Below are 22,371 nucleotides of genomic sequence, written 5' to 3'. Positions count from 1 at the left end.
CACGACATTCCGAGGGACGAAATGCGCATCACCACAATGAAAACGGTCGCCCTGGCCACCTGTGCGACAGCTCTGCTGGCCGGGTGTGGCGGACGGCCGGAAACCTCCGCCACCGCCATCTCCAGCTCGAACTTCCTGGGCCTCCCCTCGATGACCGCCGCGGCGGCCGGGCCCGCGGACAGCGCCACCTGGGCGCTGTATCGCGACCCCACCACGATCGATCCGGCCACCGCGTTCGACTACCCGGAGAACACCGTGGTCTCGACGCTGTGCGAATCGCTGCTGCGGCAGCAGCCCGACGGTTCGCTCGCGCCCGGGCTGGCCAGCGAATACCACTTCGCCACCCCGACCACGCTGGTCCTGAAACTGCGTGCGGGAGTGCGCTTCTGGGACGGTCAACCGCTGACATCGGCCGATGTCGTGTTCAGCCTGCAACGCAATATGGACACCCAGACCGGCGGCTTCTACAGCACGGTCCTCAACCGCATCACCAAGATCTCCGTCGATGGTCCCGACACCGTCACGCTCACCCTCAGCAGCCCGGATTACTGGCTGCCCGGGGAACTCTCGTCGATGGCGGGCGTGGTCATCGAGGAACGGTATGCCCGCAGTCAGGGGCAACGCTATGGCACGCCCGACGGGGGCGCGATGTGCACGGGGCCGTACAAACTGGCCGAGTGGACAGCCGGGAAAACACTGACGGTGGCGGCCAATCCGGGTTACTGGGATCCGTCGCTGAAACCGATGACCAACCGGATCGACTTCCGCGGAGTCTCCAACGCGGCCACCCTCACCACCGGCCTGTCGACCGGCGAGATCAGCGGCACCTATCTGACTGACACCTCCACATTCCGGGAGCTCGAGCAGATCAAGAATGTCGAGATCCACAAGGGACCCTCGAGCGAGACCGAATTCCTGATCCCCGCCAATCTCACCGGCGTACTCGGCGACCTGCGGGTCCGGCAGGCGCTGTCACTGGCCTTCGACCGCAACGCCTTCAGCGCCGCGGTGTATGGCGGCAACGCGGTCGGGCCGCGCATGTCCACCAATCCGGGCACCTGGGGGTACGGGAAGGACGCCTTCACCGCGGCCTGGAACGCGGCGCCCGATCCCGCGCCCGATCTCGAGCGGGCCAAGCAGCTCATCCGCGAGGCCGGAGCCGCCGGGAAACCGTTCGTCATCGCCACCTCCACCGGACTGTCCACGGTCAACACCGCCGCCAACGCGTGGCTGGAGGCGGCCGACTCGATCGGTCTGAACGCCAGCCTGTCCAACGTCTCCCCGCAGAACTACATCAATCTGTTCACCGACCCCAAGGCCCGCGAGGGCGTCGACGCGTTCAGCACCACCACCTACGGTGACTACGCCGATCCCGCGGCATTGATCGCCAGCTACACCGAACCCAAAGGCGCGCAGAACTATTCGGGATACGACAATCCGCAACTGCACGCCGCGCTCGAACGCGCCCGCACCCAGGCCGACCCGGACCAGCGGGCCGCGGCCATGATCGAGGCCGACCGGCTGGTCATGGCCGACCTGCCCTGGATCCCGATGGTCCATCCCGCGCTGTTCCTGATCCTGGACAAGAAGCTCATCGGCGCGCCCTCCTCGTTCGCCTACATGCAGGCGCCGTGGCTGGCCAAGCTCGGACGGGGGCGATGACATGCGCGGTTTTCTCCTGCGCCGCGGCGCCCTGCTGCTCGCGACCCTGTTCATCTCCAGCATCGCCGTCTACGCCGCGATGTACCTCGCGCCGGGCGACCCCATCGCGGTGCTGACCGGCGGGCGGCAGATCACCCCGGAGTACCGCGCGGTGCTGACCGAGCGGTATCACCTCGGTGACCCACTGCCGGTGCGCTATTGGTACTGGCTGACCTCGGCGCTGCACGGCGACCTCGGCTACTCCATCGGCACCCGGCAGGACGTGTCGACGCTCGTCGCGCAACGGGCGCCGACCACGTTGCTGCTGGTGGCCTACACCTCGCTGATCATCGTGGTGGTCGGCATCGGCATCGGCATTCTCAGCGCCCTCAAGCCCGGCATTCTCGACACCGCGGCGCTGCTGACCACCACCGTGCTCGCCGCGCTCCCGTCCTTCGTCGCCGCACTGGCACTGATCAGCCTGTTCGCCGTGAAGCTGCACTGGTTCCCGGCCCTGGGCGACGGCGTCGGATTCGGCGACCAGATCAGACATCTCACGCTGCCGGCGATCGCGCTGGCGTGCTCGTCGCTGGCGCTGGTCGCCCGCATCACCCGGGCGTCGGTGCGGACCGAATCCGCCCGCGAGCACGTCCAGACCGCCATCAGCCGCGGCCTGCCGGCACACCACATCCTGCGCCGCCACATTCTGCGCAATGCCGCGATCCCCATCACCACCGTCACCGGCCTGGCCCTGGCGTCGCTGATCGTGCTGGTGTCGATCGTGGAGCAGGCGTTCAACCTCAACGGGCTGGGATCGAGTCTGGTCACGGCCGCACAGAACAAGGATTTCGCAGTGGTGCAAGCCATTTCGCTGCTCATGGTGGTGGCGTTCGTGATCGTCAACAGCGTCGTGGACTTCCTCTACGCGCTGCTCGACCCGCGGGTGAGCCTCGGAACGGCGGCGGCATGACCATCGTCTCCGGGCCTGTGCCCGCCTCGGATGCCACCCTCCCGACGAGCCGCCGGTGGCGAGTTCCCGGGCTGAACGGCGTCGGCTGGATCGGTTACGCGAGCGCGGCGATCATCGTGCTGGCGATCATCGTCGCCGTGTTCGGGCCGCTGCTGGCCCCGTTCCCGCCGAACGAGAGCAACCTGTCGCACGCGTTCGTCGGCGCCACCGGCTCGCACCCGCTGGGCTTCGACTCCCAGGGCCGTGACCTGCTCTCGCGCCTGCTCGTCGGGGCGCGCTCGTCCATGCTGGGCGCGTTCATCGTCACCGCGGTGGCGATCCTCGCGGGGACCGCGCTCGCGGTGGTCGCGGCGTGGCGGCGCGGCTGGACCGACAGTGTCATCTCCTCGGGATCCGATCTCGTATTCGCCTTCCCGGGACTGCTGCTCGCGGTCATCGGCGCGGCGGTCTTCGGGCCCAGCCAGTGGTCGGCGGCGCTCGCGCTGGCGGTCGCCTATACCCCTTACGTGGCCCGGATCGTGCGCGGCGCGGCCCTGCGCGAACGCTCGCTGCCCTACATCGAGGCGCTCGAGGTGCAAGGGAGTGGCGCCTGGTCCATCGCGATTCGGCACCTGATCCCCAATATCGCGCCGCTGCTCGTCGCGCAGGCCACGATCCTGTTCGGCTGGGCCGCACTGGATCTCGCGGCGGTCTCCTTCCTCGGACTGGGCGTCCAGCCGCCGCAGGCCGACTGGGGCGTCATGGTCTCCGAGGGCGAAACCGGTGTGCTGCAAGGATTCCCCGCCGAATCGTTCATCGCGGGCACCGCGCTGGTCCTGGTCATCGTCTCCTTCAACATCCTCGGTGAACGCCTCAACGACAAGCAGGGCAGGGAACGCTCATGACTACCGCCACCCCCCATGCCGTCCCCGGGGCGCGGGGTCCCGCGTCCGCCGCCGCGCCCCTGGTCGCGATCGAGGGACTGAACCTGACCCTGGACGTCGGCGGCCGCAAACGCCAAGTCCTGCGCGATATCTCGCTGACCATCGAGCGGGGCGAAGCGCTCGGGCTGGTCGGCGAATCCGGGGCCGGGAAGTCCATGACCCTGCGGACGCTGGCCCGGCTGCTGCCGGAGCGGGCCGAGACCACCGGAACCATCCGCTTCGACGGCCAGGACCTGCTAGCCCTGCGCGGTGACGCCCTGCGCCGCAAACGCGGCGATCTGGCGGTGATCTTCCAGGATCCCCGCGCCTACATCAATCCGGTGCGGCGCATCGGCGACTTCCTGACCGAGCAGCTGCGCACGGTCGGCCGGACCGACCGGCACGAGGCGACCCGGCGCGCGCAGCGCATGCTCTCCGAGGTCGGCATCACCGATACCGCCCGCCGGATGCGGCAGTACCCGGGCGACCTGTCCGGCGGCATGCTGCAACGGGTCATGATCGCCGCCGCCCTGCTCGGCGAACCCAAGCTCATTCTCGCCGACGAGCCCACCACCGCCCTCGACGTGACCACCCAGTCGGAGGTGATGGCGATTCTCGACGAGATGCGCCACGACGCCGGGGTCTCGCTGCTGTTCATCACCCACGACCTGGATCTGGCCGCCGCCGTCTGCGACCGCACCGCCGTCATGTACGCGGGCCAGATCGTCGAATCGCAGGAATCCGAAGCGCTGCACCACGATCCGCGGCATCCCTACACCGCGGCCCTGGCGGGCGCCCGACCCGACCTCGACCGGCCCCGGACGCGGTTGGCGGCCATCCCCGGACGCCCGATCGGGGCGTGGGAGGCGGAACCGACCTGCGCGTTCGCCGCCCGCTGCCCCTTCCACCTGCCCAGCTGCACCGAATCGGGCCCGGTGCCACTGACCCACGAATCCGGCGTCGCCGTGCGATGCCTGCGCGCCGACGAACTCGGACCGCGGTTGCGAGGAGACACCGAATGAACGAACCGGCACTGCGAGTCTCCGGACTGTGCAAGAACTTCGGCGCCTTCGCCGCGGTCAGCGACGTGTCCTTCGAACTGGCCGTCGGGTCCTCGATCGGCATCGTCGGCGAATCGGGCTCGGGCAAGACGACCGTCGCCCGCATGATCATCGGGCTGGAACAGCCCAGCGCCGGCAGTATCGTCTGCTGCGGCGGCGACCGATCCCGGCCGTCGCGGTCCACGCGTGCGCGCCGCGCACGGGCCAGGGAGGCGCAAATGGTGTTCCAGGACCCGTACACCAGCCTCGATCCCCAGCGCACGGTCCGCCAGACGCTCACCGAGGCGGTGCGCCTGCATTGCGAGCACGCCGCCACCGCCGAGCGGGTGCGGCAACTCGCCGACATGGTCGCGCTCGACGCGCGCCTGCTCGCGTCCTTGCCCGCGCATCTGTCGGGTGGGCAGCGTCAACGTGTCGCCATCGCCCGCGCGCTCGCCGCCGATCCTCGGGTGCTGGTACTGGACGAAGCCGTTGCCGCCCTGGATGTCTCGATCCAGGCGCAGACCCTCAACCTGCTCGACGACATCCGGGAGTCCACCGGCATCTCGTATGTGTTCATCACCCACGACCTGGCGGTCGTCCGCCAGATCACCGAGCACTGCATCGTCATGCAGACCGGCCGCATCGTCGAAGCCGGGCCGACCGACGAGCTGCTCCGCGACCCTGGACACCCGTACACCCGCGCGCTGCTCGACAGCGTCCCGCGGCCGGGATGGCGTCCCCGGCGTCGCCCGGTCCCTGCCGACACCAACCCCTGAGCTGTACACGACCATCGATCAGCGCACCGACATCCGCCAGGGTGATGCTCCCGCATCCCCTGGCGGATCGGTTTGCGCTCTCGGCCACAGAAGGCACCGAATTGACAACGCTCGCACCACGATCCGCGACCCCGCTGCCCGTGCTGGCCTTCACCCCGGACGCGGAAGTTCGCGACCAACTGGCCCTGACCTTGGGGGACGGAGACCTTCATCGTGCCCGAGGTGCGGTCCACCGACGCCATGATCACCCGGATCGACGATGTCCTGCTGGCCATGAACCGTTATCGCAGAGGCGATCTGGTGGTCATCGTCGCGGGCACCCCGCCGGGTACGGTCGGCTCGACCAACGCCATCACGTCCATCGGATCGGCAAACGGGACTACTGAGTTCCTATTCGCCGGGGACGGGGGAGCCGGCGTCGGACGGGTAGCCGGTGGTCTCGACCGAGTACCCGGTCCGGTAGTCCGGCTCATCCTCCGCGGCGGGCGGTAGCAGGAAGTAGGTGATCGCGCCGATCAGCGCCGCCAGGATCGCCACGCTCGAGACGACACCGAGGACTCCGCGACGCCCTCGGGGCGGTGGGACCGGCAGCGGGACCGGCTGGGGAGGCGGGGCGGGCGGACCGAGTCGCGGCGGGGGCGGGAGGATCCGGGTGGCGGGTTGCCGTGCGCCGCTGCCGGATTCGATGGGCGCGGCGGTGCGGGGAGCGGACTCGATCGCCCGCTTCGCGGCTGCCGCCAGTGCCCCGGCGGTGGGGTAGCGGTGGTCGGGATTCTTCGCGAGTCCGCGCGCGATCACCTCGTCGAAGGCGACGGGAATGCCGGGCCGGGCCAGACTGGGTCGCGGCGGCGGGGTGTTCAGATGCCCGGCCAGTTGCTGTTCCAAACTGTCGCCCGGATAGGGCCGGGTACCGGTGAGGCACTCGTAGAGGACGCACGCCAGCGCGTAGACGTCGGAGCGGGCGTCGGCATGGCCGGTGGTGAACCGTTCGGGGGCCATGTAGGTGAAGGTGCCGATCGCATTGCCGACACCGGTGAGGCCGACCGTTCCGGAGTGGGCGATGCCGAAGTCGATCAGATAGACGAAGTCGCGGCCGTTGATCAGCAGGTTGGACGGCTTGACGTCGCGGTGCACCAGTCCTTCGGCGTGCGCGGCGTCGAGCGCGGCGGCGGCCTGGTCGATGAACGACACCGCGAGCTGGGCCGGCATCGCACCGCGCTGGGACAGCAGCGTGTGCAGATCGGTGCCGTCGATGAGCCGCATGTCGAGATACAGGCGGCCGTCGATCTCGCCGAAGTGGTGGATCGGGACGATGTGGGGTTCGCGCAGCCGCGCGGTGGAGTGGGCCTCGCGACGGAAACGCTCCCGGTACTCCGGGTCCGTCGCGAGGCGCTCGTGCAGGACCTTCACCGCGACGACCCGGTCGGTTTCCGTGTCGTAGGCGCGGTAGACCCGTCCCATGCCGCCTTCACCGATGAGCGATTGCAGGTCGTAGCGGCCGAACGCCGATGTATCCATGCGCCCTACCTCCGTTGACACCGGGCCACGATTTCGACTGAAATTTCAGTCAGTGGCCCAGTGTAGCGGTCCGCCCGCTCGCCCATCGCGGTGCGTCAGACCAGGCTGTGCTGCGCCACGATGGCGGCGGCCGCCGCCTTGCCCATCCGGACCGCGCCGTCGACATGCTGGAAGCCGTGGCCTGCCAGGTCCGAGCAGGCGAAGTGCATGGGCCCGATCGGGTCCCGGTGATCGTGGCCGTAGCGGGTCATGCCGCCGAGGTCGAAGCTGACGCCGTAGGCGCCGCGCGTCCATTCCTCGGAGCCCCAATCGGATTCGTAGAAGACGACCGGTTCGGCGGCTTCGGGGCCCAGGTAGCGCACCAGGCAGTCGAGCGCGGCCCGCTTGCGTTCGGCCGGACCCATCGCGAAGTACGCGTCGGCCTGTTCGTGGGCGATGAAGCCGACCATGGCGCCGTTGTCCATGCCGTGGTTGGTGTTGTCGTACACCTCCGAGACCATGTCGGTGTCGCTGAAACCGGTGCCGGACAAGCCCTTCGCGCGCCAGAACGGGGTCTCGTACACCGCGTGCACCTTGACCACGAAGCCGAACGACATGTGCTGGTACATCTGATGGCGGCGGCGCGGCAGCGGGGGATCGAAGCTGATGCCCGCGTACAGGTTCGGCGGCACCGCCAGCACCAGGCGGCTCGCGCGCACCTCGAGATCGCCGTCGGCGAAGGCCGTCACTCCGGCCTCGGACCACTGGATCCGGCGCACCGGCGCACCCAGGTGCAGATCCTCGCCGAGGGTGGCGGCCAGACGCTGCGACACCTGCTGCATGCCGCCGATGACGCGCTTGTCGAGCATGAAGGTGTCGGTGGCCAGCGAGGTGTAAGAGCCCTGAGCGGCGGCCATGTGCAGGGCCTGGAGGGTGGAGAAGGTGTGCGCGGGCTTGGTCAGCATGGCCCCGGCGACGTAGAACGACACCGTCTCGCGGGCGTACTCGTTGTCGGACTGGCGTTCGAGCCAGATGCTGAACGGCACCGAATCCAGTTCCGCCGCTTGCGGATGCGTCCACGGGGCCTCGGCGCCGACCTCGGCCGCCAGTTCGTCGAGCAGCTTGATCAGCCGGTCGATCTCGGCGGCGGTCTCGGGGGCCGCGGGGAAGACGTCGCCGACGAATTGCTGGCGGGTGCCGTCGGCGGCCAGGTAGACCGACTCGCCGTCGCGGTAGCGGGAGAAGGTCTCCAGCCCGAGTTCCTGGACGAGCGCCAGCGCGGCGGTGTGGTGCGGCGACAGCCACTGGCCGCCGATCTCGATCGTGGCGCCGTCGATGTCGCCGGTCCAGGTGCGCCCGCCGACCCGATCGCGGGCCTCCAGGGCCGCCACCGTCAGGCCGGCCTTCCGTAATTCCGCCGCAGCGGTGAGGCCGGAGGGTCCGGCACCCACGATCACGACGTCACGAGTGATGACAGCCACGAGAGCTCCTTAACCGGTAATTCGGGGGACCTCCGGATAGCCCGGAGATTGCTATTTTCAGTATGTGGGCGCGGTCACGATCATGCCCGCGCCGATTCGGCGCACCGGACCGCCCCTCATTCGCCGGAGTGGCGTGACGGTCCGGTGTCCGTGCGGGGTGAGCCCGCTACCGCCCGGCAGGGACCGGCAGCGGTTCGTTCTGGGTGATGCAGTGGATGCCGCCGCCGCGCGCGAAGATCGGCCGCGCGTCGACGGTGACGATGGTCCGGCCGGGATAGACCTCGGCCAGTACGGCCGCGGCCTCGGCGTCGTTCGGGTCGTCGAACCCGCACAGGATGACCGCGCCGTTGCAGACGTAGTGATTGATGTAGCTGTAGTCGACGAACCCCTCCGCGTCGCGCAGCGTGCGCGGCGCGGGCAGCGGGACCACCGTGAAAGGCTTTCCGGCGGAGGTCGTCTCGTTCGCGAACTGCTTCATCAGCTCGAGGCTGAGCGCGTGGTCGGGGTGCTCGCCGTCGCGCTGGTCGTGCACCAGCACCACCCCGGGCGCGGGGAGCGCGGCCACGATGTCGGAGTGCCCGCGGGTGCCGAAGCGCTGCGAATCGCGCCACAGCCCGCGCGGCAGCCAGATCGCGGTGTCGATGCCGATGGTGCGCCGCAGTTCGGCCTCGACCTCGGCCTTGGACAGGCCCGGATTGCGGAACGGGTCCAGCTGCACGGTGTCGGTGAGGATGACCGTGCCCGCGCCGTCGACCTGGATGCCGCCGCCCTCGTTCACCAGCGCCGACTCGACGACCGGGATCCCGGCCGCCGTCGCGACCGCCCGGCCGATCTCGCGGTCGTTGTCCCAGGCGGCCCAATCCTGTTGTCCCCAGCCGTTGAACACCCAGTTCACGGCCGCCACCGAGCCGTCGGCGGCGTGCACGAAGGTCGGTCCGATATCGCGCATCCAGGCGTCGTCGAGCGGCGCCACCACGATGTCTATCGCCGCGGACAGGGTGCGCCGGGCCGCGCCGACGTCGGCCGGATCGACGACCATGGTCACCGGTTCGAACTCGGCCACCGCGTGCGCGACCGCGGTCCAGGCGGTGCGGGCCTCGTCGGTCGCCTCGGGGGTCGCGGTGATCTCCGAACCCTCGGGCGGGAACGCCATCCAGGTGCGGCGGTGCGGCCCGTGTTCGGCGGGCATACGCCAGGTCATCAGGCCCGCCCGAAGGGGTGCTCGGTGTCGACCGGCGCGGTGAGCCGGGCGTAGGTGTCGGGGCGGCGGGTGTCCAGGAACGGGAACAGCGTCAGCCAGTCGCTGCGCTGATCCAGATCCAGATCGGCCACCAGCACGGCGGATTCGTCGCGCGGGGCCTGCACGAGCACCCGGCCGTATGGGTCGGAGATGAAGGAGGAACCGTAGAAGGTGATCTCGCCTTCGTCGCCGTAGCGGTTGGGCACCACCATGAAAGTGCCCGCGGTGATGCCGTTTCCGACGATCACGTGCTGCCACAGCGGCTGGGTGTCGAACGCCGGGAAGGTGGGCTCGGAGCCGATGGCGGTCGGGTAGACGATGATGTCGGCGCCCGCGAGCGAGTACATGCGGGCGACCTCGGGGAACCACTCGTCCCAGCAGGTCGGCATGCCGATGCGCGCCGGGCCGAGATCGGGGTGGCTGTGCGGCTGGTACGCCTCGTCGGTGGCCGGTCCGGCCCGGAAGTAGGTGTCCTCGTAGTAGCCGGCCGACACCGGAATGTGCAGCTTGCGGGTGCGGCCGACCAGTTCGCCGGTGGGGGACACCAGGATCGCGGTGTTGAAGCCGAGCCCGTCGCCCTCGTCGGCGCGCTCGTACAGCGACGCGTGCACGAACACGCCGTGCTCGATGGCCGCCTTGGCCGCGAAGGTGAAGGTCGGGCCCGTGGTCAGGTCCTCGGCGTCGGCGCCCGGATTCTCGCCGCCGCGCACGAAGGCCGGGTACTTGCTCAAGGTGACCTCGGGCAGGAAGACCGCCTTGGCGCCCAGCTCGGCGGCGCGTCCGATGCCCTCGTTCAGCTCGGCGATCATGGCCTCGCCGTCGGCCTGCCAGCGGTGCTGGACCAGCGCGACCCGCAGCGGCGGGCGGACCGGATCCTGTACTCGCGCATGCGAAACGGGCGGTTCGAAACAAGTGATGACGTGCATGACTACTCCTGATCGTCGAAAGTGTGCGGCGCGCTAGTGCCCGCTGAAATGGGGCGCCACCGGTTCGGGCATCGGATCGCCCGACACCGCGCGCGGCAAGGTCTTGCCCTGGAAGTACTCCGGCTGACGCCAGCGCTGGATCAGCATGAGCACCGCGCCCAGCGCCAGGATCCCGAAGCCGAGATAAAACACCAGTCCGATGCCGAGAATCGAAGCGCCGCTGCCGACTTCGGGCTTCAGGCTCTCGCGGACCGAGATGGCGAACACCACCAGCAGCATGGCCCCGCCCAGTAGCGGGAACACGAGCTTGAACACGGTGTCGCGCGCCGAGGCGAACCACCGCTTGCGGAAGTACCAGACCGAGGCGAACGCGGTGATGCCGTAGTACCAGCAGATCATGATGCCGAGGGCGGCGATGGTGTCCAGCAGCACGTGCTCGGACAGCAGCGCGGTGATCGCGTACAGACCGCCCGCCACCACCGCGGCGACCGCGGCGCCGAACCGCGGCACCTGGTACACCGGGTGCACCGACGCGAACCGCTCGGGCAGCGCCTTGAACGTGCCCATGGCGAGCATGGCGCGCGCGGCGGGCAGGAAGGTGGCCTGCAGGCTGGCGATGGTGGAGACCAGGACGGCCAGGAACAGCAGCAGTTCGCCCGCGCTGCCCATCACCGGTTCGGCGAGCGTGCCGAAGACATTGTTGCGGGCCTTCTCCCCGCCCAGGCCGATGCCGGTGTCGCCGACCCCCGCGTACCACATGAGCGCGACCGCCAGCAGCAGATAGGTGCCCAGCACGGTCAGGATCGACAGCAGTCCGGCGCGGCCGGGCGTGCGCTGGGGGTCCTTGCACTCCTCGCCCAGGGTGAGCGCGGTGTCCCAGCCCCAGTACATGAACACCGAGCCGATCAGTCCGATCGCGAAGGCGCCCAGGGTGAGTCCGGTCAGCGGGTTGAACCAGTCGAGGCTGAAGCTCAGCCCCGACGGCGTATCGCCGCTGAGGGCCTTGGCGAGGGCGATGCCCGCGAACAGCAGCAGCACGGTCAGCTGGAATCCGACGAGCACGTACTGCACGCGCTCGCTGGAGCTGATGCCGCGACTGGCCGCCCATCCGGCCGCGGCCAGGAAGACGAGCGTGGTGGCGATATTGATCAGCTTGTTCTCGCCCAGTGCCGCAATGTATTCCGAGTGCGTTATCCGGCCGATGACCAGATAGAGGAACTCCGCCCCCACCGCGGCGATATTGGCGAGCACGATGACCACCGCGATCACCGAACCCCAGCCGGCCATCCAGCCGACGTAGGGTCCCAGCGAGCGCGCTGACCAGGTGAAGGAGGCCCCGCAGTCCGGTGTCTCGGCGCTGAACTCGCGATAGGCGAAGGCCGCCAGGAACATCGGAACGAACCCGGCGATCAGCAGGGCGGGCATCTTCAGACCGACCGCCGCGACGATCAGGCCGACGCTGGCCGTGGTGGTGTAGGCGGGGGCGATGGAGGCGATACTCAGGACCGCGCCGGCCAGGGTGCCGACCTTGTCGGTGGCCAATCCCTTACCGCTGGAAGCGGTGTCGTCCTGAGCGGGCTCTGCCGTCTCGGAAGCGTTCTGTATGAGCATTCAAGCTCCTGGTACGGGGTGTGGCGTGGTCGAAGGCCGGGGCCCTCGACCACACCGCGCCGCGGTGGCGAACCGATCGGCGGCGTCGTTGCCGGAGACCGGGTTGGCACCGGATCCGGCGCAGGGGCCGGGGTGCCGGGGGATGACGTCAGCGGGTCAGCGCGACGTATTTGGTGTCGAGGTACTCGTGGATCCCTTCGGATCCGCCCTCACTGCCCAGACCGGACTGCTTCACTCCGCCGAACGGGGCCGCCGGGTCGGAGATGACGCCGCGGTTCACGCCGACCATGCCGGCCTCGAGCGCGGCGGACACGCGCAGCGCGCGATCCAGGTCCTGCGTGTAGAAGTAGGCGGCCAAGCCGTATTCGGTGTCATTGGCCAGGGCCACGACCTCCTCCTCGGTGTCGAAGCCGTAGACGGCGGCGACCGGGCCGAAGATCTCCTCGCGGTGCATGCGCGCGGTGCGCGGCACCTCGTCGAGCACGGTGGGCTGGAAGAACCAGCCCGGCCCGTCGATGATCTGACCGCCGGTGCGGACCACCGCGCCGGCGGCGACGGCGTCGTCCACCAGTGCCGCAACGGATTTGCGCTGCCGCTCGTTGATCAGCGGGCCGGTGTCGACGCCCGGTGCGTACCCGGGGCCGACGCGCAGCGCGCCAATCTTCTCGGCCAGGCGCGAGGCGAATTCCGCGCGAATCGAGTTGTGCACGTAGATGCGGTTGGCCGCGGTGCACGCCTCGCCGCCATTGCGCATCTTCGCCGCCATCGCCCCGGCCAGCGCCTGCTCCAGGTCGGCGTCCTCGAACACGATGAACGGGGCGTTGCCGCCCAGCTCCATCGAGGTCCGCAGGACATTGTCGGCGGCCTGGCGCAGCAGCAGTTTGCCCACCCGGGTCGAACCGGTGAAGGTCACCTTGCGCAGGCGCGGGTCCGCCAGCAGCGGCGCGGTGATGGCCGCGGCGTCACTGCCCGGCAGCACCGACAGCACGCCCGCGGGCAGACCGGCCTCGGCGAAGATCCGCGCCAGGGCCAGGGTGGTCAGCGGGGTGTCCTCGGCGGGCTTCACGATGACGGTGCAGCCCGCGGCCAGCGCCGGGGCGATCTTGCGAGCGCCCATGGCCAGCGGGAAGTTCCACGGCGTGATCGCCAGGCAGGGGCCGACCGGCTGCTGGGTGACCAGGATGCGCCCGGTTCCGGCGGGGGATTCGGTGTACCGGCCGCCGACGCGCACGGCCTCCTCGCTGAACCAGCGCAGGAATTCGCCGCCGTAGGCGACCTCGCCGCGCGCTTCGGCGAGGGTCTTGCCCATTTCCAGGGTCATCAGCAGCGCGATGTCCTCGGTGTGTGCGAGCAGGATCTCCCAGGCGCGGCGCAGGATCATCGAGCGTTCCCGCGGAGACGTTGCGGCCCAAGCGGATTGGGCGCGCCTGGCCGAGTCGAGGGCGCGCAGGGCGTCCTCGCCGTTCGCGTCGGCGACCTCGGTGAGGAGCTCACCACCGGCGGGATCGTGGACCGCGAAGGTGCGGCCGTCGGCGGCCGGGACGGACGCTCCATCGATCCACATCCCGGTGGGGACGAGGGCGCTGATCTTGTCGTATTCCAACATTGTTCTCCCAGCCCTCTATCGGCCCGCGAGCTCGCCGATGGCGGTGCACAGCACCGTCAGCGCCTCGTCGAGCAGCTCGTCGCTGATCACCAGCGGCGGCAGCAGTCGGATGACATTGCCGTAGGTGCCGCAGGTCAGGGTGAGCACACCCTGCTCCAGACAGCGCTTGGCGACGGCGGCGGTCAGCGCGGCATCGGGTTCGGTGGTGCCGGGGCGGACGAACTCGAGCGCCAGCATGGCGCCGCGGCCGCGCACGTCGCCGACGGCCGGAACTTCCTGCGCCAGTGCGTGGAAGCGCGTCAGCGCCGTCTCGCCGATGTGGCGGGCGCGGGCGGGCAGATCGTGATCGCGAATGGCCTCGATGGCGGCCAGCGCCGCGGCGCACGCGACGGGGTTGCCGCCGTAGGTGCCGCCCAGGCCGCCCGCGTGCACGGCGTCGAGCAGCTCGGCGCGGCCGGTGATGGCCGAGAGCGGCATACCGCCCGCGATGCCCTTGGCCATGGTGATGATGTCGGGGACCACGCCCTCGTGATCGCAGGCGAACCACTCGCCGGTGCGCGCGAAACCGGTCTGCACCTCGTCGGCGATGAACACCACGCCGTTCGCGCGCGCCCACTCCACCAGCGTCGGCAGGAAACCGGCCGCGGGCACGATGAATCCGCCCTCGCCCTGGATCGGCTCGATGATGATCGCCGCCACCGAATCCGCGCCGATCTGCTTCTCGATCCGGGTGATCGCCTCACGGGCGGCGGCCACACCGTCCTGCCCGCCGTCGCGGAACGGGTAGGACATCGGCATCCGGTACACCTCGGGGGCGAACGGGCCGAAATGCGACTTGTACGGCATGGATTTCGCGGTGAGCGCCATGGTCAGGTTGGTGCGGCCGTGATAGGCGTGGTCGAAGGCGACCACCGCGGTCCGGCCGGTGGCCAGGCGCGCCACCTTGACCGCGTTCTCCACCGCCTCCGCGCCGGAGTTGAACAGGACGCTGCGCTTCTCGTGATCGCCGGGGGTGAGCGCCGAGAGCTGCTCGCACACCTCGATGTACGCCTCGTACGGGGTGACCATGAAGCAGGAGTGCGTGAACCGCTCGACCTGCTCCCGCACCGCCGCGACCACCTTGGGATGCGAGGCGCCGACATTGGTCACCGCGATTCCGGCGGCCAGGTCGATCAGCGAATTGCCGTCGACGTCGACGATGACGCCGCCGTCGGCATCGGCCGCGTACACCGGCGCGGTGGAACCCACCCCGGCCGCGACGGCGGCCTTGCGGCGGGCGGCCAGCTCCTGCGAGCGCGGGCCCGGTAGAGCGGTGGTCAGCACCCGCTGCTGCGGGAGCCGGTAGGTGATCTCGGTCATCGAAAGTCTTTCTGCGGAAAGGGGTTACGGGTCGGGTGGCGGCGGTGCGCTCAGTCGTGCGCGCTCATCACGTGCTTGACGCGGGTGTAGTCCTCCACGCCGTAGGCGGAGAGGTCCTTGCCGTAGCCGGAGCGCTTGAACCCGCCGTGCGGCATCTCCGCCACCAGCGGGATATGGCAGTTGACCCACACCGCGCCGAAGTCCAGCGCCGCCGAAACACGCTGCACCACACCGTGATCGCGGGTCCACACGCTCGAGGCCAGGCCGTAGACGACGTCGTTGGCGAGCTGCACGCCGGCGGCCTCGTCGGCGAAGGTCTGCACGGTGATGACCGGGCCGAAGATCTCCTCCTGCACGATCGGGTCGTCCTGGCGCACACCGGTGATGACGGTCGGGGCGAGGTAGAAGCCGCGCTCGCCGACCCGCTCGCCGCCGGTGACGACGGTGGCGTGCGCGGGCAGCTCCGCGATCTTGCCGACGACCGACTCGAAGTGCCGGATGTTGTTGAGCGGGCCGTAGGCGGCCTCGGGGTCGTCGGGCAGGCCCGGCTTCACCGTCCGCGCCTTCTTCACCAGCGCCTCGACGAAGTCGTCGTGCACCGACTCGTGCACCAGCACCCGGGTGGCGGCGGTGCAGTCCTGACCGGCGTTGAAGAAGGCCGCGTCACCGATGCGGTCGGCGGCCAGCGCCAGATCGGCGTCGCCGAAGATCACCACCGGCGCGTTGCCGCCGAGTTCGAGGTGCGCGCGCTTGACCTGCGCGGCGGCGGCCTCGGCCACCGCGATGCCCGCCCGCACCGAACCGGTGATCGCCACCATGTCCAGGCCGGGGTGGCTGACCAGGGTCGCGCCGGTGCTCGCGGTGCCCAGCACCACATTGAGCACGCCGTCGGGCAGGATGCCCTGCGACAGCTCTGCCAGCAGCAGGGTGCTGCCCGGGGTGGTGTCGCTGGGCTTGAGCACCACCGTGTTCCCGGTCGCCAGCGCCGGGCCGATCTTCCAGATGGCCATCATCAGCGGGTAGTTCCACGGGGTCACCTGGCCGATCACACCGATCGGCTCCCGGCGCACATACGAGGTGAACCCGGACATGTACTCGCCGGCGGACTTGCCCTCCAGCATGCGGGCGGCGCCCGCGAAGAAGCGCAGGTGATCGGCGCCGGCGGCGACCTCCTCGGAGGCGACCAGATGTTTGGGCTGGCCGGTCTCGCGGCACTGCGCCTCGACGAGCGCGTCGGAGTTGGCCTCGATGGCCTCGGCGAGCTTCAGCAGCGCGGCCTGCCGCTGACTCGGGGTGGCCGCCTTCCAGGCGGGGAGGGCGCGGGTAGCGGCGGCGACGGCGGCATCGATATCGGCCCGGCCGGAGATCGGGCTGAGGCCGGTCACCGCTTCGTCCACGGGGCTGATCAGTTCGAACGACTCCGACGTGGTGGCGGCCACCAGCCGGCCATCGATGTAGTTGCGGAGCAGCTCATTCGTCATGTGTGTGCCCGATCTCGTTCGAAAGTGCGTTCTGTGGGGTTGCCAGTTAGTGTGCTGCGCAACACACCCCTGCGTCACCTGCCGGATCGGCGTGGGAGAAGAATTCGGTTTCGACAGATCGTCCAGATTGCTAGGGGAGCGCTGTGAACGCGGGAATACCTGTCCGATGGGTCCTGTCCCAACCCGAGCTGGGCCTGGTGCTCAAGGGCGGTGCGAGCGGGCTCGGACGGGCCATCACCCTCGTCCTGACCTCGGAGCTGACCGAACCCCAGCAATGGCTGTCCGGGGGCGAGCTGGTGCTGACCACGGGCATGGGTTTGCCGCTCAGTCGCGCCGACCGGTTGCGGTACCTCGAGGACCTCGGCGCAGCCGGCGTCGCGGGCGTTGGATTCGGCATCGGGCTCTCGCACGAGACGGTGCCCGCGGATCTGGTCGAGGCCGCCGACCGGCTCGGGCTGCCGCTGTTCGAGGTGCCGTTGCCGACCCCGTTCGCGGCCATCACCAAGAAGGTCATGCAGCGGCTCGCCGAGCAGGAGTACGAGAAGGTGCTGCGCGCCTCGCGGGCGCAGCCGCGCATGACGCGGGCGGCCGTGCAGGGTGTGCGCGCGGTCATCAAGGAGCTGTCGGTGGCGTTGTCGGCGACGGTGCTCGTGGTCGGCGCCGACAGCGCCGTGACCGAGGCGCATCCGCGCTCACCCGCCGCGGAGACCCTCGACCGCATCGGGGAGTTCATCGCGGCGCACGGCGAGAGCGCGGGCAGCGGCGTCATCCAGGTGTCGTCGGGGCAGTACATCGTGCTGCAGGCCATCAGCGCCGGGCAGACCGTGCACGGGCACCTCGCGGTGGTCACCGCCACCGCGCTCGGTCCGGTCGATCAGGTGCTGCTCGGTCACGCCAGCTCGCTGCTCGCCCTCGACTTCGAGAAGCCCGCCCGGTTGCGAATGGCCCAGAACCACTTGAACTCTCAGGCCATCGCCATGCTGTTGCAACAGCCCGGCGACCCCGACAGCATGTGGCAGCACCTGACAGCGGCCGCCGACCGCACCGGCAGAATCCGCGCCCTCGTGTTGTGGTGCCCCGGGCCCGAGGCCGCGGCGGCCGCCCTCGACGCGATCGACGCGCGGCTGCGCCTGCTCAACCGGCAGCTGTTCGCGCACGTCACGGGTGACCACGCCGCGGTCCTGCTCCGTGGCTCCGACACCGACGAGGTCGCCGAGCAACTCCTGGCCGATCTGCCCGCCGACGCGCGGGCCACCGTGCGCGCGGGCCTGAGCTCCCCGCATCCGCTGCGCCGCTTCAGCGCGGCCGTGGACAATGCCGAGCTGGCCGCCTCGGCGGCGCCGCCCGGCGCCCGCCCGCTGGAGCTGGCCGCGCTCGCGGGCCATGCGCTACTGGCCTTTCCTGAGGCCCAGCGGGTGCTGAGCGCGGTGTCGGAAGCCATGCTGCAGCCGCTCATCGACTACGACGACCGGCACGGCACCGATCTCATCGGCTCGCTGCGCGCCTACCTCGAGGCCCACGGCCAGTGGGAGACCGCCGCCACCGCGCTCGGCGTGCACCGCCACACCCTGCGCAGCCGCGTGGCCAGAATCGAATCGATCCTGGGCTGCAAGCTCGATCAGGCGCTGGTCCGCGCCGAACTGCTGCTGGCTGTGGTTTCCCGCCGCTGATCGGCGCAGTGCCCGGCGCGTTCGTGCCGGGCCACACAATGCCGCGAGCGCCGTCGATCCCGATTCGATCGGCGGCGCTCGCGGTGGTGTGGGGACTATTCGTTGCCGAGGGCGGCGGTCGCCAGTTCGGCGTTGACGACGCAGAGCCGGGCGAGATCGACTGTGCCGGAACGGCGCAGGCGCGCGACCAACTCCACCAGCCGCAGCGCGGACGGCGTGGACTTCCAGGCGGCGATGTGGTCGCGGGCCGAATCGGCGGGAGAGGCCGAGGACAGGACCGCCGCCGCCAGCGCGTGCCAACGGGCTTGGAGTTCATCGGCCAGCACCGCGGCGGCCAGCGTCTCCCAGTGGTCGGAGGTGCGGGTGGCGGCGAACGTCGTGGCCAGCCAGTCCAGGCCGATCAGGTCGCCGAGCTCGCGATAGGTCTGGCTGACCAGCGCGACCGGCAGCCCGGTGCGGCGGGCGGTCGCGCTCAGCGGCAGGGCCTGGGCGAGCAGGCGCAGGTTGGCCAGATCCCGCCCGGGATGGCCGCCGGGGCGCGGCAGCACCGTCATCAGTTCGGCGACAACCATTGCGTGGCAGTCGATCTCGGCGGACCAGGTGGCCGCGCTGCGATGGGTGAGCAGCCAGGCGGTGGCCTGTTCCACCGCGTCCTGAATGCCCTTGAGGATGCCCATCCGAATCTGCGGGGAGACGCCCGGCAGCGCCAGCGCCTCCCGCCACCACCGGTCCACGTCCAGGACGGCGTCGACGACGGCGCAGGCCAGCACGATCTGCGGGGTGCCCGCCCCCAGCCGCTCCTCGAGCCGGTGGATCATGCCGGGGCCGACCCGATTGATCACCTGGTTGGCCGCGGCCACCGCGATGATCTCGCGGGCCACCGGATGCTCGCTCAACAGTCGCTCGCCCAGCAGATCCCGGATGCGGTCGGGGAAGTAGTTCGCCAGCGCGCCGGTCACCACCGGGTCGGTCGGCGCGTCCGAGGCCAGCAGTTCCTCGCGGACCAGGTTCTTGGCGGTGGCCAGCAGCACCGCGATCTCGGGGCGCACCAGGCCCTTGCCCGCGCGGCGGCGCGCCGCGAGATCGGCCGGGGTGGGCAGGAATTCGGCGGCGCGGTCGAGTTCGGTCGCGTGCTCGAGGTTCTCGATCAGGCGGCCGTGCCGGTCGATGAGGAAGGGGGCGTGCGTCTCGGCGAGGCTGATGGCCAGGGCCTGTCGATCGCAGTCGGCGAGCACGGCGCGGGCCACCGCGTCGGCCTCCGCCGCCAGCAGCCGATTGCGTTCGTCGATCGTCGACAGTCCCGCGGCCACCGCGGAATCCAATGCGATCTTGAGGTTCACCTCGCGGTCGGAGGTGGCCACGCCGGCGGCGTTGTCGATGAAGTCGGCGTTGACCTTGCCGCCGGCGACGGCGAATTCGATGCGAGCCTGCTGGGTGAGGCCCAGATTGCCGCCCTCGCCGATGACCCGGCAGCGCAGCCGATCCGCGGTGACCCGCACCTCGTCGTTGGACGGGTCGGCCACGTCGGCGTCCTGTTCGTCCCGGGCCCGGACATAGGTGCCGATGCCGCCGTTGAACAGCAGGTCCACCTCCGCGCCGAGCATGGCCCGGATCAGCTCGGGCGCGGGCAGTTCGGTGGCGGTGACGCCCAGCCGCGCGCGCACCTCGGGTGCGAGCGGCACCGATTTCGCGGTGCGCGGCCACACGCCGCCGCCCGCGGAGATCAGCGCCGGGTCGTAGTCGGCCCAGCTGCTGCGCTCCAATCCGGCCAGCCGGGTGCGTTCCTGGTGCGAGAGCACCGGATCCGGGTCGGGGTCCAGGAAGATGTGCCGGTGGTCGAAGGCGGCCACCAGGCGGATGCGATCGGTCTCGAGCATGCCGTTGCCGAAGACGTCGCCCGACATGTCGCCGATTCCGGTGACCGTGAAGGGCTCGGTGTCGGGATCGATGCCGAGTTCGGCGAAGTGCTGGCGAATCGACCGCCACGCGCCGCGCGCGGTGATGCCCAGCGCCTTGTGGTCGTAGCCGGTCGAGCCGCCCGAGGCGAAGGCGTCGCCGAGCCAGAAACCGCGGGCCACCGCAATGGAATTGGCCAGATCCGAGAAGCGGGCGGTGCCCTTGTCGGCGGCCACCACCAGGTACGAATCCGGGTCGTCGTAGACGACGGTGTGCGCGGGGGTGGTGATGACGCCGTCCACGATATTGTCGGTGACGTCGAGCAGGCCGCCGATGAACGCCGCGTACGCGTATTCCGCCGAGGCCGGATCGGTGCGGCCGCCGCGCACGACGAACGCGCCCTTGGCGCCCATCGGCACGATCACCGAGTTCTTCACCGTCTGGGTCTTCATCAGGCCCAGCACCTCGGTGCGGAAGTCGTCGACGCGATCGGACCAGCGCAGGCCGCCGCGCGCGATCACGCCGCCGCGCACGTGACTGCCCTCGACCCGGGTGGAATGCACGAAGATCTCGCGGTACGGCGTGATCGGCGTGGACAGCGACAATCGGGCGGGATCGATCTTGAACGCGGCGACCGCCCGGTCCGGCTGGAACCAGTTGGTGCGCACGACCGCGGTGCAGAAGGTGTACAGCCCGCGCAGCAGCTGATCCTCGGGCAGGGTGGTGGCCGACTCCAGGCGGTGCTTCGCCTCGAGGTCGGCGGCAGCCACCGCGGCGGCGCGATCCGGGTGCCCGGGATCGAAGCGCGCGTGGAACAGCGCGACGAACGCGCGCACGAAATCCGGATGGGCGGTGAGGATTTCGGCGATCCGGGGTTCGCTCATGCGCAGCCCGGCCTGCCGCAGATACCGGCAGGCGGCCCGCACCAGGATCGCGTCCCGCCAGGCCAGGCCCGCGGTGGCGATCAGACCGGTGAAACCGTCGATCTCCAGTTCGCCCGCGGTGGCGGCGGTGAACGCCTCCGCGAGCAGCCCGGCCGTCGGCTCGCTCAGCCCGAAGGCCGTGGGCCGGAAGGTGAATCGATGCTCGGTGCACAGCCCCTCGACGCTCACCTCGTGGGTGGTGACGTGCAGGCCCAGGGCCGAGAAGATCTCGATCAGCTCGGTCAGTGACGCCGGGGCGCCGGGCCAGGTCAGCCTCGCGCGGGGCGGCAGCGAGTCGGGATCGAAGTGGAGGCGGGGGGCGGCCTCCGTCCTATCCTCGTCCAGCGTGCCGACGGCTCCGAGATGCATCTGCTCAACTCCCTGCGCGTGACCTGTGATGTCGCAGTCAATCTGCCGCAAAGAGAGCCACGACACAGTCGACAATGCGGCGCGGTCGACGAGGCCTGGCACTCCGGTTCGTCCAGTGCCGGATCGACGGGCGCGTCCCGCACGCTCCCGGGCCGATCAGCGCGGATGCGCTGAACTCGACCCACCCGGTTCGAGCTCGGATCGGGGCCGGTTACGGCGTCTGCCGATGCCCGCATCGCGTCCCCGGCCGGTGACGCGCCGGGCAGCTTGACCCGATCCTGCGGATCGATGTGCGGTTCCGATTGCAGTTCGGCGTATTTGGCGCGGATCGCAGCGTCGACCCGTCGATGTCCTCACGCAGGTACTCGCGCAGCCTGCCTGGTTCTGTTGCATGATCACGATCTCGTTGATCGACGGAATCTGCGTGACCTCGTGGATCAGATCCTCGAGCTGCTCGTTCACCCGCGGTCACGCCACGAAGTCACCGCCATCGAAGGCGGCTCGGCCCGCTGCCTCCAGCCCCGCCGCCTCGCCCGCCTTGGTGGTCTGGGTCTTGGCGCTGGTCTCGAACTACGCCGCACGGTGATGACGGCCCGCTCGCCGCAGAGCTTGACGGTGATGTATCGGGCTTGCCACATACCGCCGAGCCCGGGTGGAATTCACTTTCCCAGAGTGAGGTCGCGGCGCAGCACCTTGCCGGTGGCGTTGCGCGGCAGCGGATCCGCGGTGACCAGCCAGCGGGCGGGCACCTTGAAGTAGGCCAGTTGCTTGGCCACGTGGTCGCGTAGTTCGTCCTCGGTCAGCGCCTCCGGATCGTCGATCACGACGATGGCGGCCACCTCCTGACCGAGATCCTCGTGCGGGACACCGATCACGGCCGACTCGCGCACCAGCGGGTGCTCGTCGAGGACGTTCTCGATCTCCTGCGGGTAGACGTTCTCGCCGCCGCGCAGGATGAGATCCGAACGGCGGCCGGAGAT

The 22,371-nt window shown here is 70.0% G+C and carries 16 protein-coding genes and 1 pseudogene; 7 read left to right on the top strand and 10 right to left on the bottom strand.

The genetic code is table 11. The annotated features are described in order from the left end of the window. Positions 1-21: 21 nt before the first annotated feature. The 6 genes and pseudogenes from ACWEOI_RS16730 to ACWEOI_RS16705 all read left to right on the top strand — a co-directional run. Positions 22-1,662 (top strand): ABC transporter substrate-binding protein, encoded by a 1,641-nt coding sequence (locus ACWEOI_RS16730; RefSeq protein ID WP_452360175.1) that lies wholly within the window; start codon positions 22-24, stop codon positions 1,660-1,662. A gap of 1 nt (position 1,663) precedes the next feature. After that, on the top strand, positions 1,664-2,611 hold the full coding sequence (locus ACWEOI_RS16725; RefSeq protein ID WP_433672945.1) for an ABC transporter permease subunit: 948 nt from the start codon (positions 1,664-1,666) through the stop codon (positions 2,609-2,611). Continuing rightward, entirely contained in the window at positions 2,608-3,495 is an 888-nt protein-coding gene (locus tag ACWEOI_RS16720) for an ABC transporter permease subunit (protein ID WP_433672946.1), read from the top strand. The genes ACWEOI_RS16725 and ACWEOI_RS16720 overlap by 4 nt, the downstream gene beginning before the upstream one ends. Next, on the top strand, positions 3,492-4,535 hold the full coding sequence (locus tag ACWEOI_RS16715) for an oligopeptide/dipeptide ABC transporter ATP-binding protein (protein WP_433672947.1): 1,044 nt from the start codon (positions 3,492-3,494) through the stop codon (positions 4,533-4,535). Before ACWEOI_RS16720 ends, ACWEOI_RS16715 begins: the two co-directional genes overlap by 4 nt. Continuing rightward, a complete protein-coding gene (locus ACWEOI_RS16710; protein WP_433672948.1) occupies positions 4,532-5,332 on the top strand; it encodes an ATP-binding cassette domain-containing protein in 801 nt (266 codons plus the stop codon). The genes ACWEOI_RS16715 and ACWEOI_RS16710 overlap by 4 nt, the downstream gene beginning before the upstream one ends. Positions 5,333-5,418: 86 nt before the next feature. After that, a pseudogene (locus ACWEOI_RS16705) lies at positions 5,419-5,718 on the top strand (pyruvate kinase alpha/beta domain-containing protein); the annotation flags it as partial. A gap of 4 nt (positions 5,719-5,722) precedes the next feature. On the opposite strand, the gene ACWEOI_RS16700 reads toward ACWEOI_RS16705, so the two are convergent. The 8 genes from ACWEOI_RS16700 to ACWEOI_RS16665 all read right to left on the bottom strand — a co-directional run bounded on the left by ACWEOI_RS16700 (position 5,723) and on the right by ACWEOI_RS16665 (position 16,533). After that, positions 5,723-6,850 (bottom strand): serine/threonine-protein kinase, encoded by a 1,128-nt coding sequence (locus ACWEOI_RS16700; RefSeq protein WP_452360174.1) that lies wholly within the window; start codon positions 6,848-6,850, stop codon positions 5,723-5,725. 95 nt (positions 6,851-6,945) lie between these two features. After that, positions 6,946-8,310 carry a flavin monoamine oxidase family protein gene (locus ACWEOI_RS16695; protein WP_452360173.1) on the bottom strand — a complete coding sequence of 455 codons (1,365 nt, stop codon included), beginning with the start codon at positions 8,308-8,310 and terminating at the stop codon, positions 6,946-6,948. A 166-nt stretch (positions 8,311-8,476) separates the two neighbouring features. Further along, positions 8,477-9,511, bottom strand: coding sequence for an agmatine deiminase family protein (locus ACWEOI_RS16690; RefSeq protein WP_433672951.1), 1,035 nt, complete (start codon positions 9,509-9,511; stop codon positions 8,477-8,479). Further along, positions 9,511-10,476: a nitrilase-related carbon-nitrogen hydrolase gene (locus tag ACWEOI_RS16685; RefSeq protein ID WP_433594279.1), complete on the bottom strand. Its 966-nt coding sequence runs from the start codon at positions 10,474-10,476 to the stop codon at positions 9,511-9,513. The genes ACWEOI_RS16690 and ACWEOI_RS16685 overlap by 1 nt, the downstream gene beginning before the upstream one ends. A 33-nt stretch (positions 10,477-10,509) precedes the next feature. Continuing rightward, a complete protein-coding gene (locus tag ACWEOI_RS16680; RefSeq protein ID WP_452360172.1) occupies positions 10,510-12,087 on the bottom strand; it encodes an APC family permease in 1,578 nt (525 codons plus the stop codon). A 148-nt stretch (positions 12,088-12,235) separates the two neighbouring features. Continuing rightward, a complete protein-coding gene (locus ACWEOI_RS16675) occupies positions 12,236-13,693 on the bottom strand; it encodes an NAD-dependent succinate-semialdehyde dehydrogenase (protein ID WP_452360171.1) in 1,458 nt (485 codons plus the stop codon). 15 nt (positions 13,694-13,708) lie between these two features. Continuing rightward, positions 13,709-15,052, bottom strand: coding sequence for a 4-aminobutyrate--2-oxoglutarate transaminase (gene gabT / locus ACWEOI_RS16670; protein WP_433672955.1), 1,344 nt, complete (start codon positions 15,050-15,052; stop codon positions 13,709-13,711). 50 nt (positions 15,053-15,102) lie between these two features. After that, on the bottom strand, positions 15,103-16,533 hold the full coding sequence (locus ACWEOI_RS16665; protein WP_433672956.1) for an aminobutyraldehyde dehydrogenase: 1,431 nt from the start codon (positions 16,531-16,533) through the stop codon (positions 15,103-15,105). Positions 16,534-16,676: 143 nt separating this feature from the next. Here ACWEOI_RS16665 and ACWEOI_RS16660 point away from each other — a divergent pair, with 143 nt between their 5' ends. Beyond that, a complete protein-coding gene (locus ACWEOI_RS16660; RefSeq protein WP_452360170.1) occupies positions 16,677-18,203 on the top strand; it encodes a PucR family transcriptional regulator in 1,527 nt (508 codons plus the stop codon). A 95-nt stretch (positions 18,204-18,298) separates the two neighbouring features. Here ACWEOI_RS16660 and ACWEOI_RS16655 read toward each other — a convergent pair whose 3' ends face one another. Then, positions 18,299-21,391 carry an NAD-glutamate dehydrogenase domain-containing protein gene (locus ACWEOI_RS16655; protein WP_452360169.1) on the bottom strand — a complete coding sequence of 1,031 codons (3,093 nt, stop codon included), beginning with the start codon at positions 21,389-21,391 and terminating at the stop codon, positions 18,299-18,301. Between the two features lie 659 nt (positions 21,392-22,050). Next, the coding region (locus ACWEOI_RS16650; RefSeq protein ID WP_452360168.1) for an AMP-binding enzyme at positions 22,051-22,371 on the bottom strand (321 nt) is incomplete at its 5' end.

The organism is Nocardia sp. NPDC004340 (assembly GCF_053602575.1).
Note: the sequence above shows the minus strand (reverse complement) of the source record. Positions and strands in the feature narration are given on the sequence as shown.

What these genes read in the sequence shown, in the direction of transcription:
- ACWEOI_RS16730 (WP_452360175.1), top strand. Translation starts at nt 22, where the DNA reads ATGCGCATCACCACAATGAAAACGGTCGCCCTGGCCACCTGTGCGACA.
- gabT (WP_433672955.1), bottom strand. Translation starts at nt 15,052, where the DNA reads ATGACCGAGATCACCTACCGGCTCCCGCAGCAGCGGGTGCTGACCACC.
- ACWEOI_RS16685 (WP_433594279.1), bottom strand. Translation starts at nt 10,476, where the DNA reads ATGCACGTCATCACTTGTTTCGAACCGCCCGTTTCGCATGCGCGAGTA.
- ACWEOI_RS16725 (WP_433672945.1), top strand. Translation starts at nt 1,664, where the DNA reads ATGCGCGGTTTTCTCCTGCGCCGCGGCGCCCTGCTGCTCGCGACCCTG.
- ACWEOI_RS16690 (WP_433672951.1), bottom strand. Translation starts at nt 9,511, where the DNA reads ATGACCTGGCGTATGCCCGCCGAACACGGGCCGCACCGCCGCACCTGG.
- ACWEOI_RS16675 (WP_452360171.1), bottom strand. Translation starts at nt 13,693, where the DNA reads ATGTTGGAATACGACAAGATCAGCGCCCTCGTCCCCACCGGGATGTGG.
- ACWEOI_RS16655 (WP_452360169.1), bottom strand. Translation starts at nt 21,391, where the DNA reads ATGCATCTCGGAGCCGTCGGCACGCTGGACGAGGATAGGACGGAGGCC.
- ACWEOI_RS16715 (WP_433672947.1), top strand. Translation starts at nt 3,492, where the DNA reads ATGACTACCGCCACCCCCCATGCCGTCCCCGGGGCGCGGGGTCCCGCG.
- ACWEOI_RS16710 (WP_433672948.1), top strand. Translation starts at nt 4,532, where the DNA reads ATGAACGAACCGGCACTGCGAGTCTCCGGACTGTGCAAGAACTTCGGC.
- ACWEOI_RS16700 (WP_452360174.1), bottom strand. Translation starts at nt 6,850, where the DNA reads ATGGATACATCGGCGTTCGGCCGCTACGACCTGCAATCGCTCATCGGT.
- ACWEOI_RS16680 (WP_452360172.1), bottom strand. Translation starts at nt 12,087, where the DNA reads ATGCTCATACAGAACGCTTCCGAGACGGCAGAGCCCGCTCAGGACGAC.
- ACWEOI_RS16720 (WP_433672946.1), top strand. Translation starts at nt 2,608, where the DNA reads ATGACCATCGTCTCCGGGCCTGTGCCCGCCTCGGATGCCACCCTCCCG.
- ACWEOI_RS16665 (WP_433672956.1), bottom strand. Translation starts at nt 16,533, where the DNA reads ATGACGAATGAGCTGCTCCGCAACTACATCGATGGCCGGCTGGTGGCC.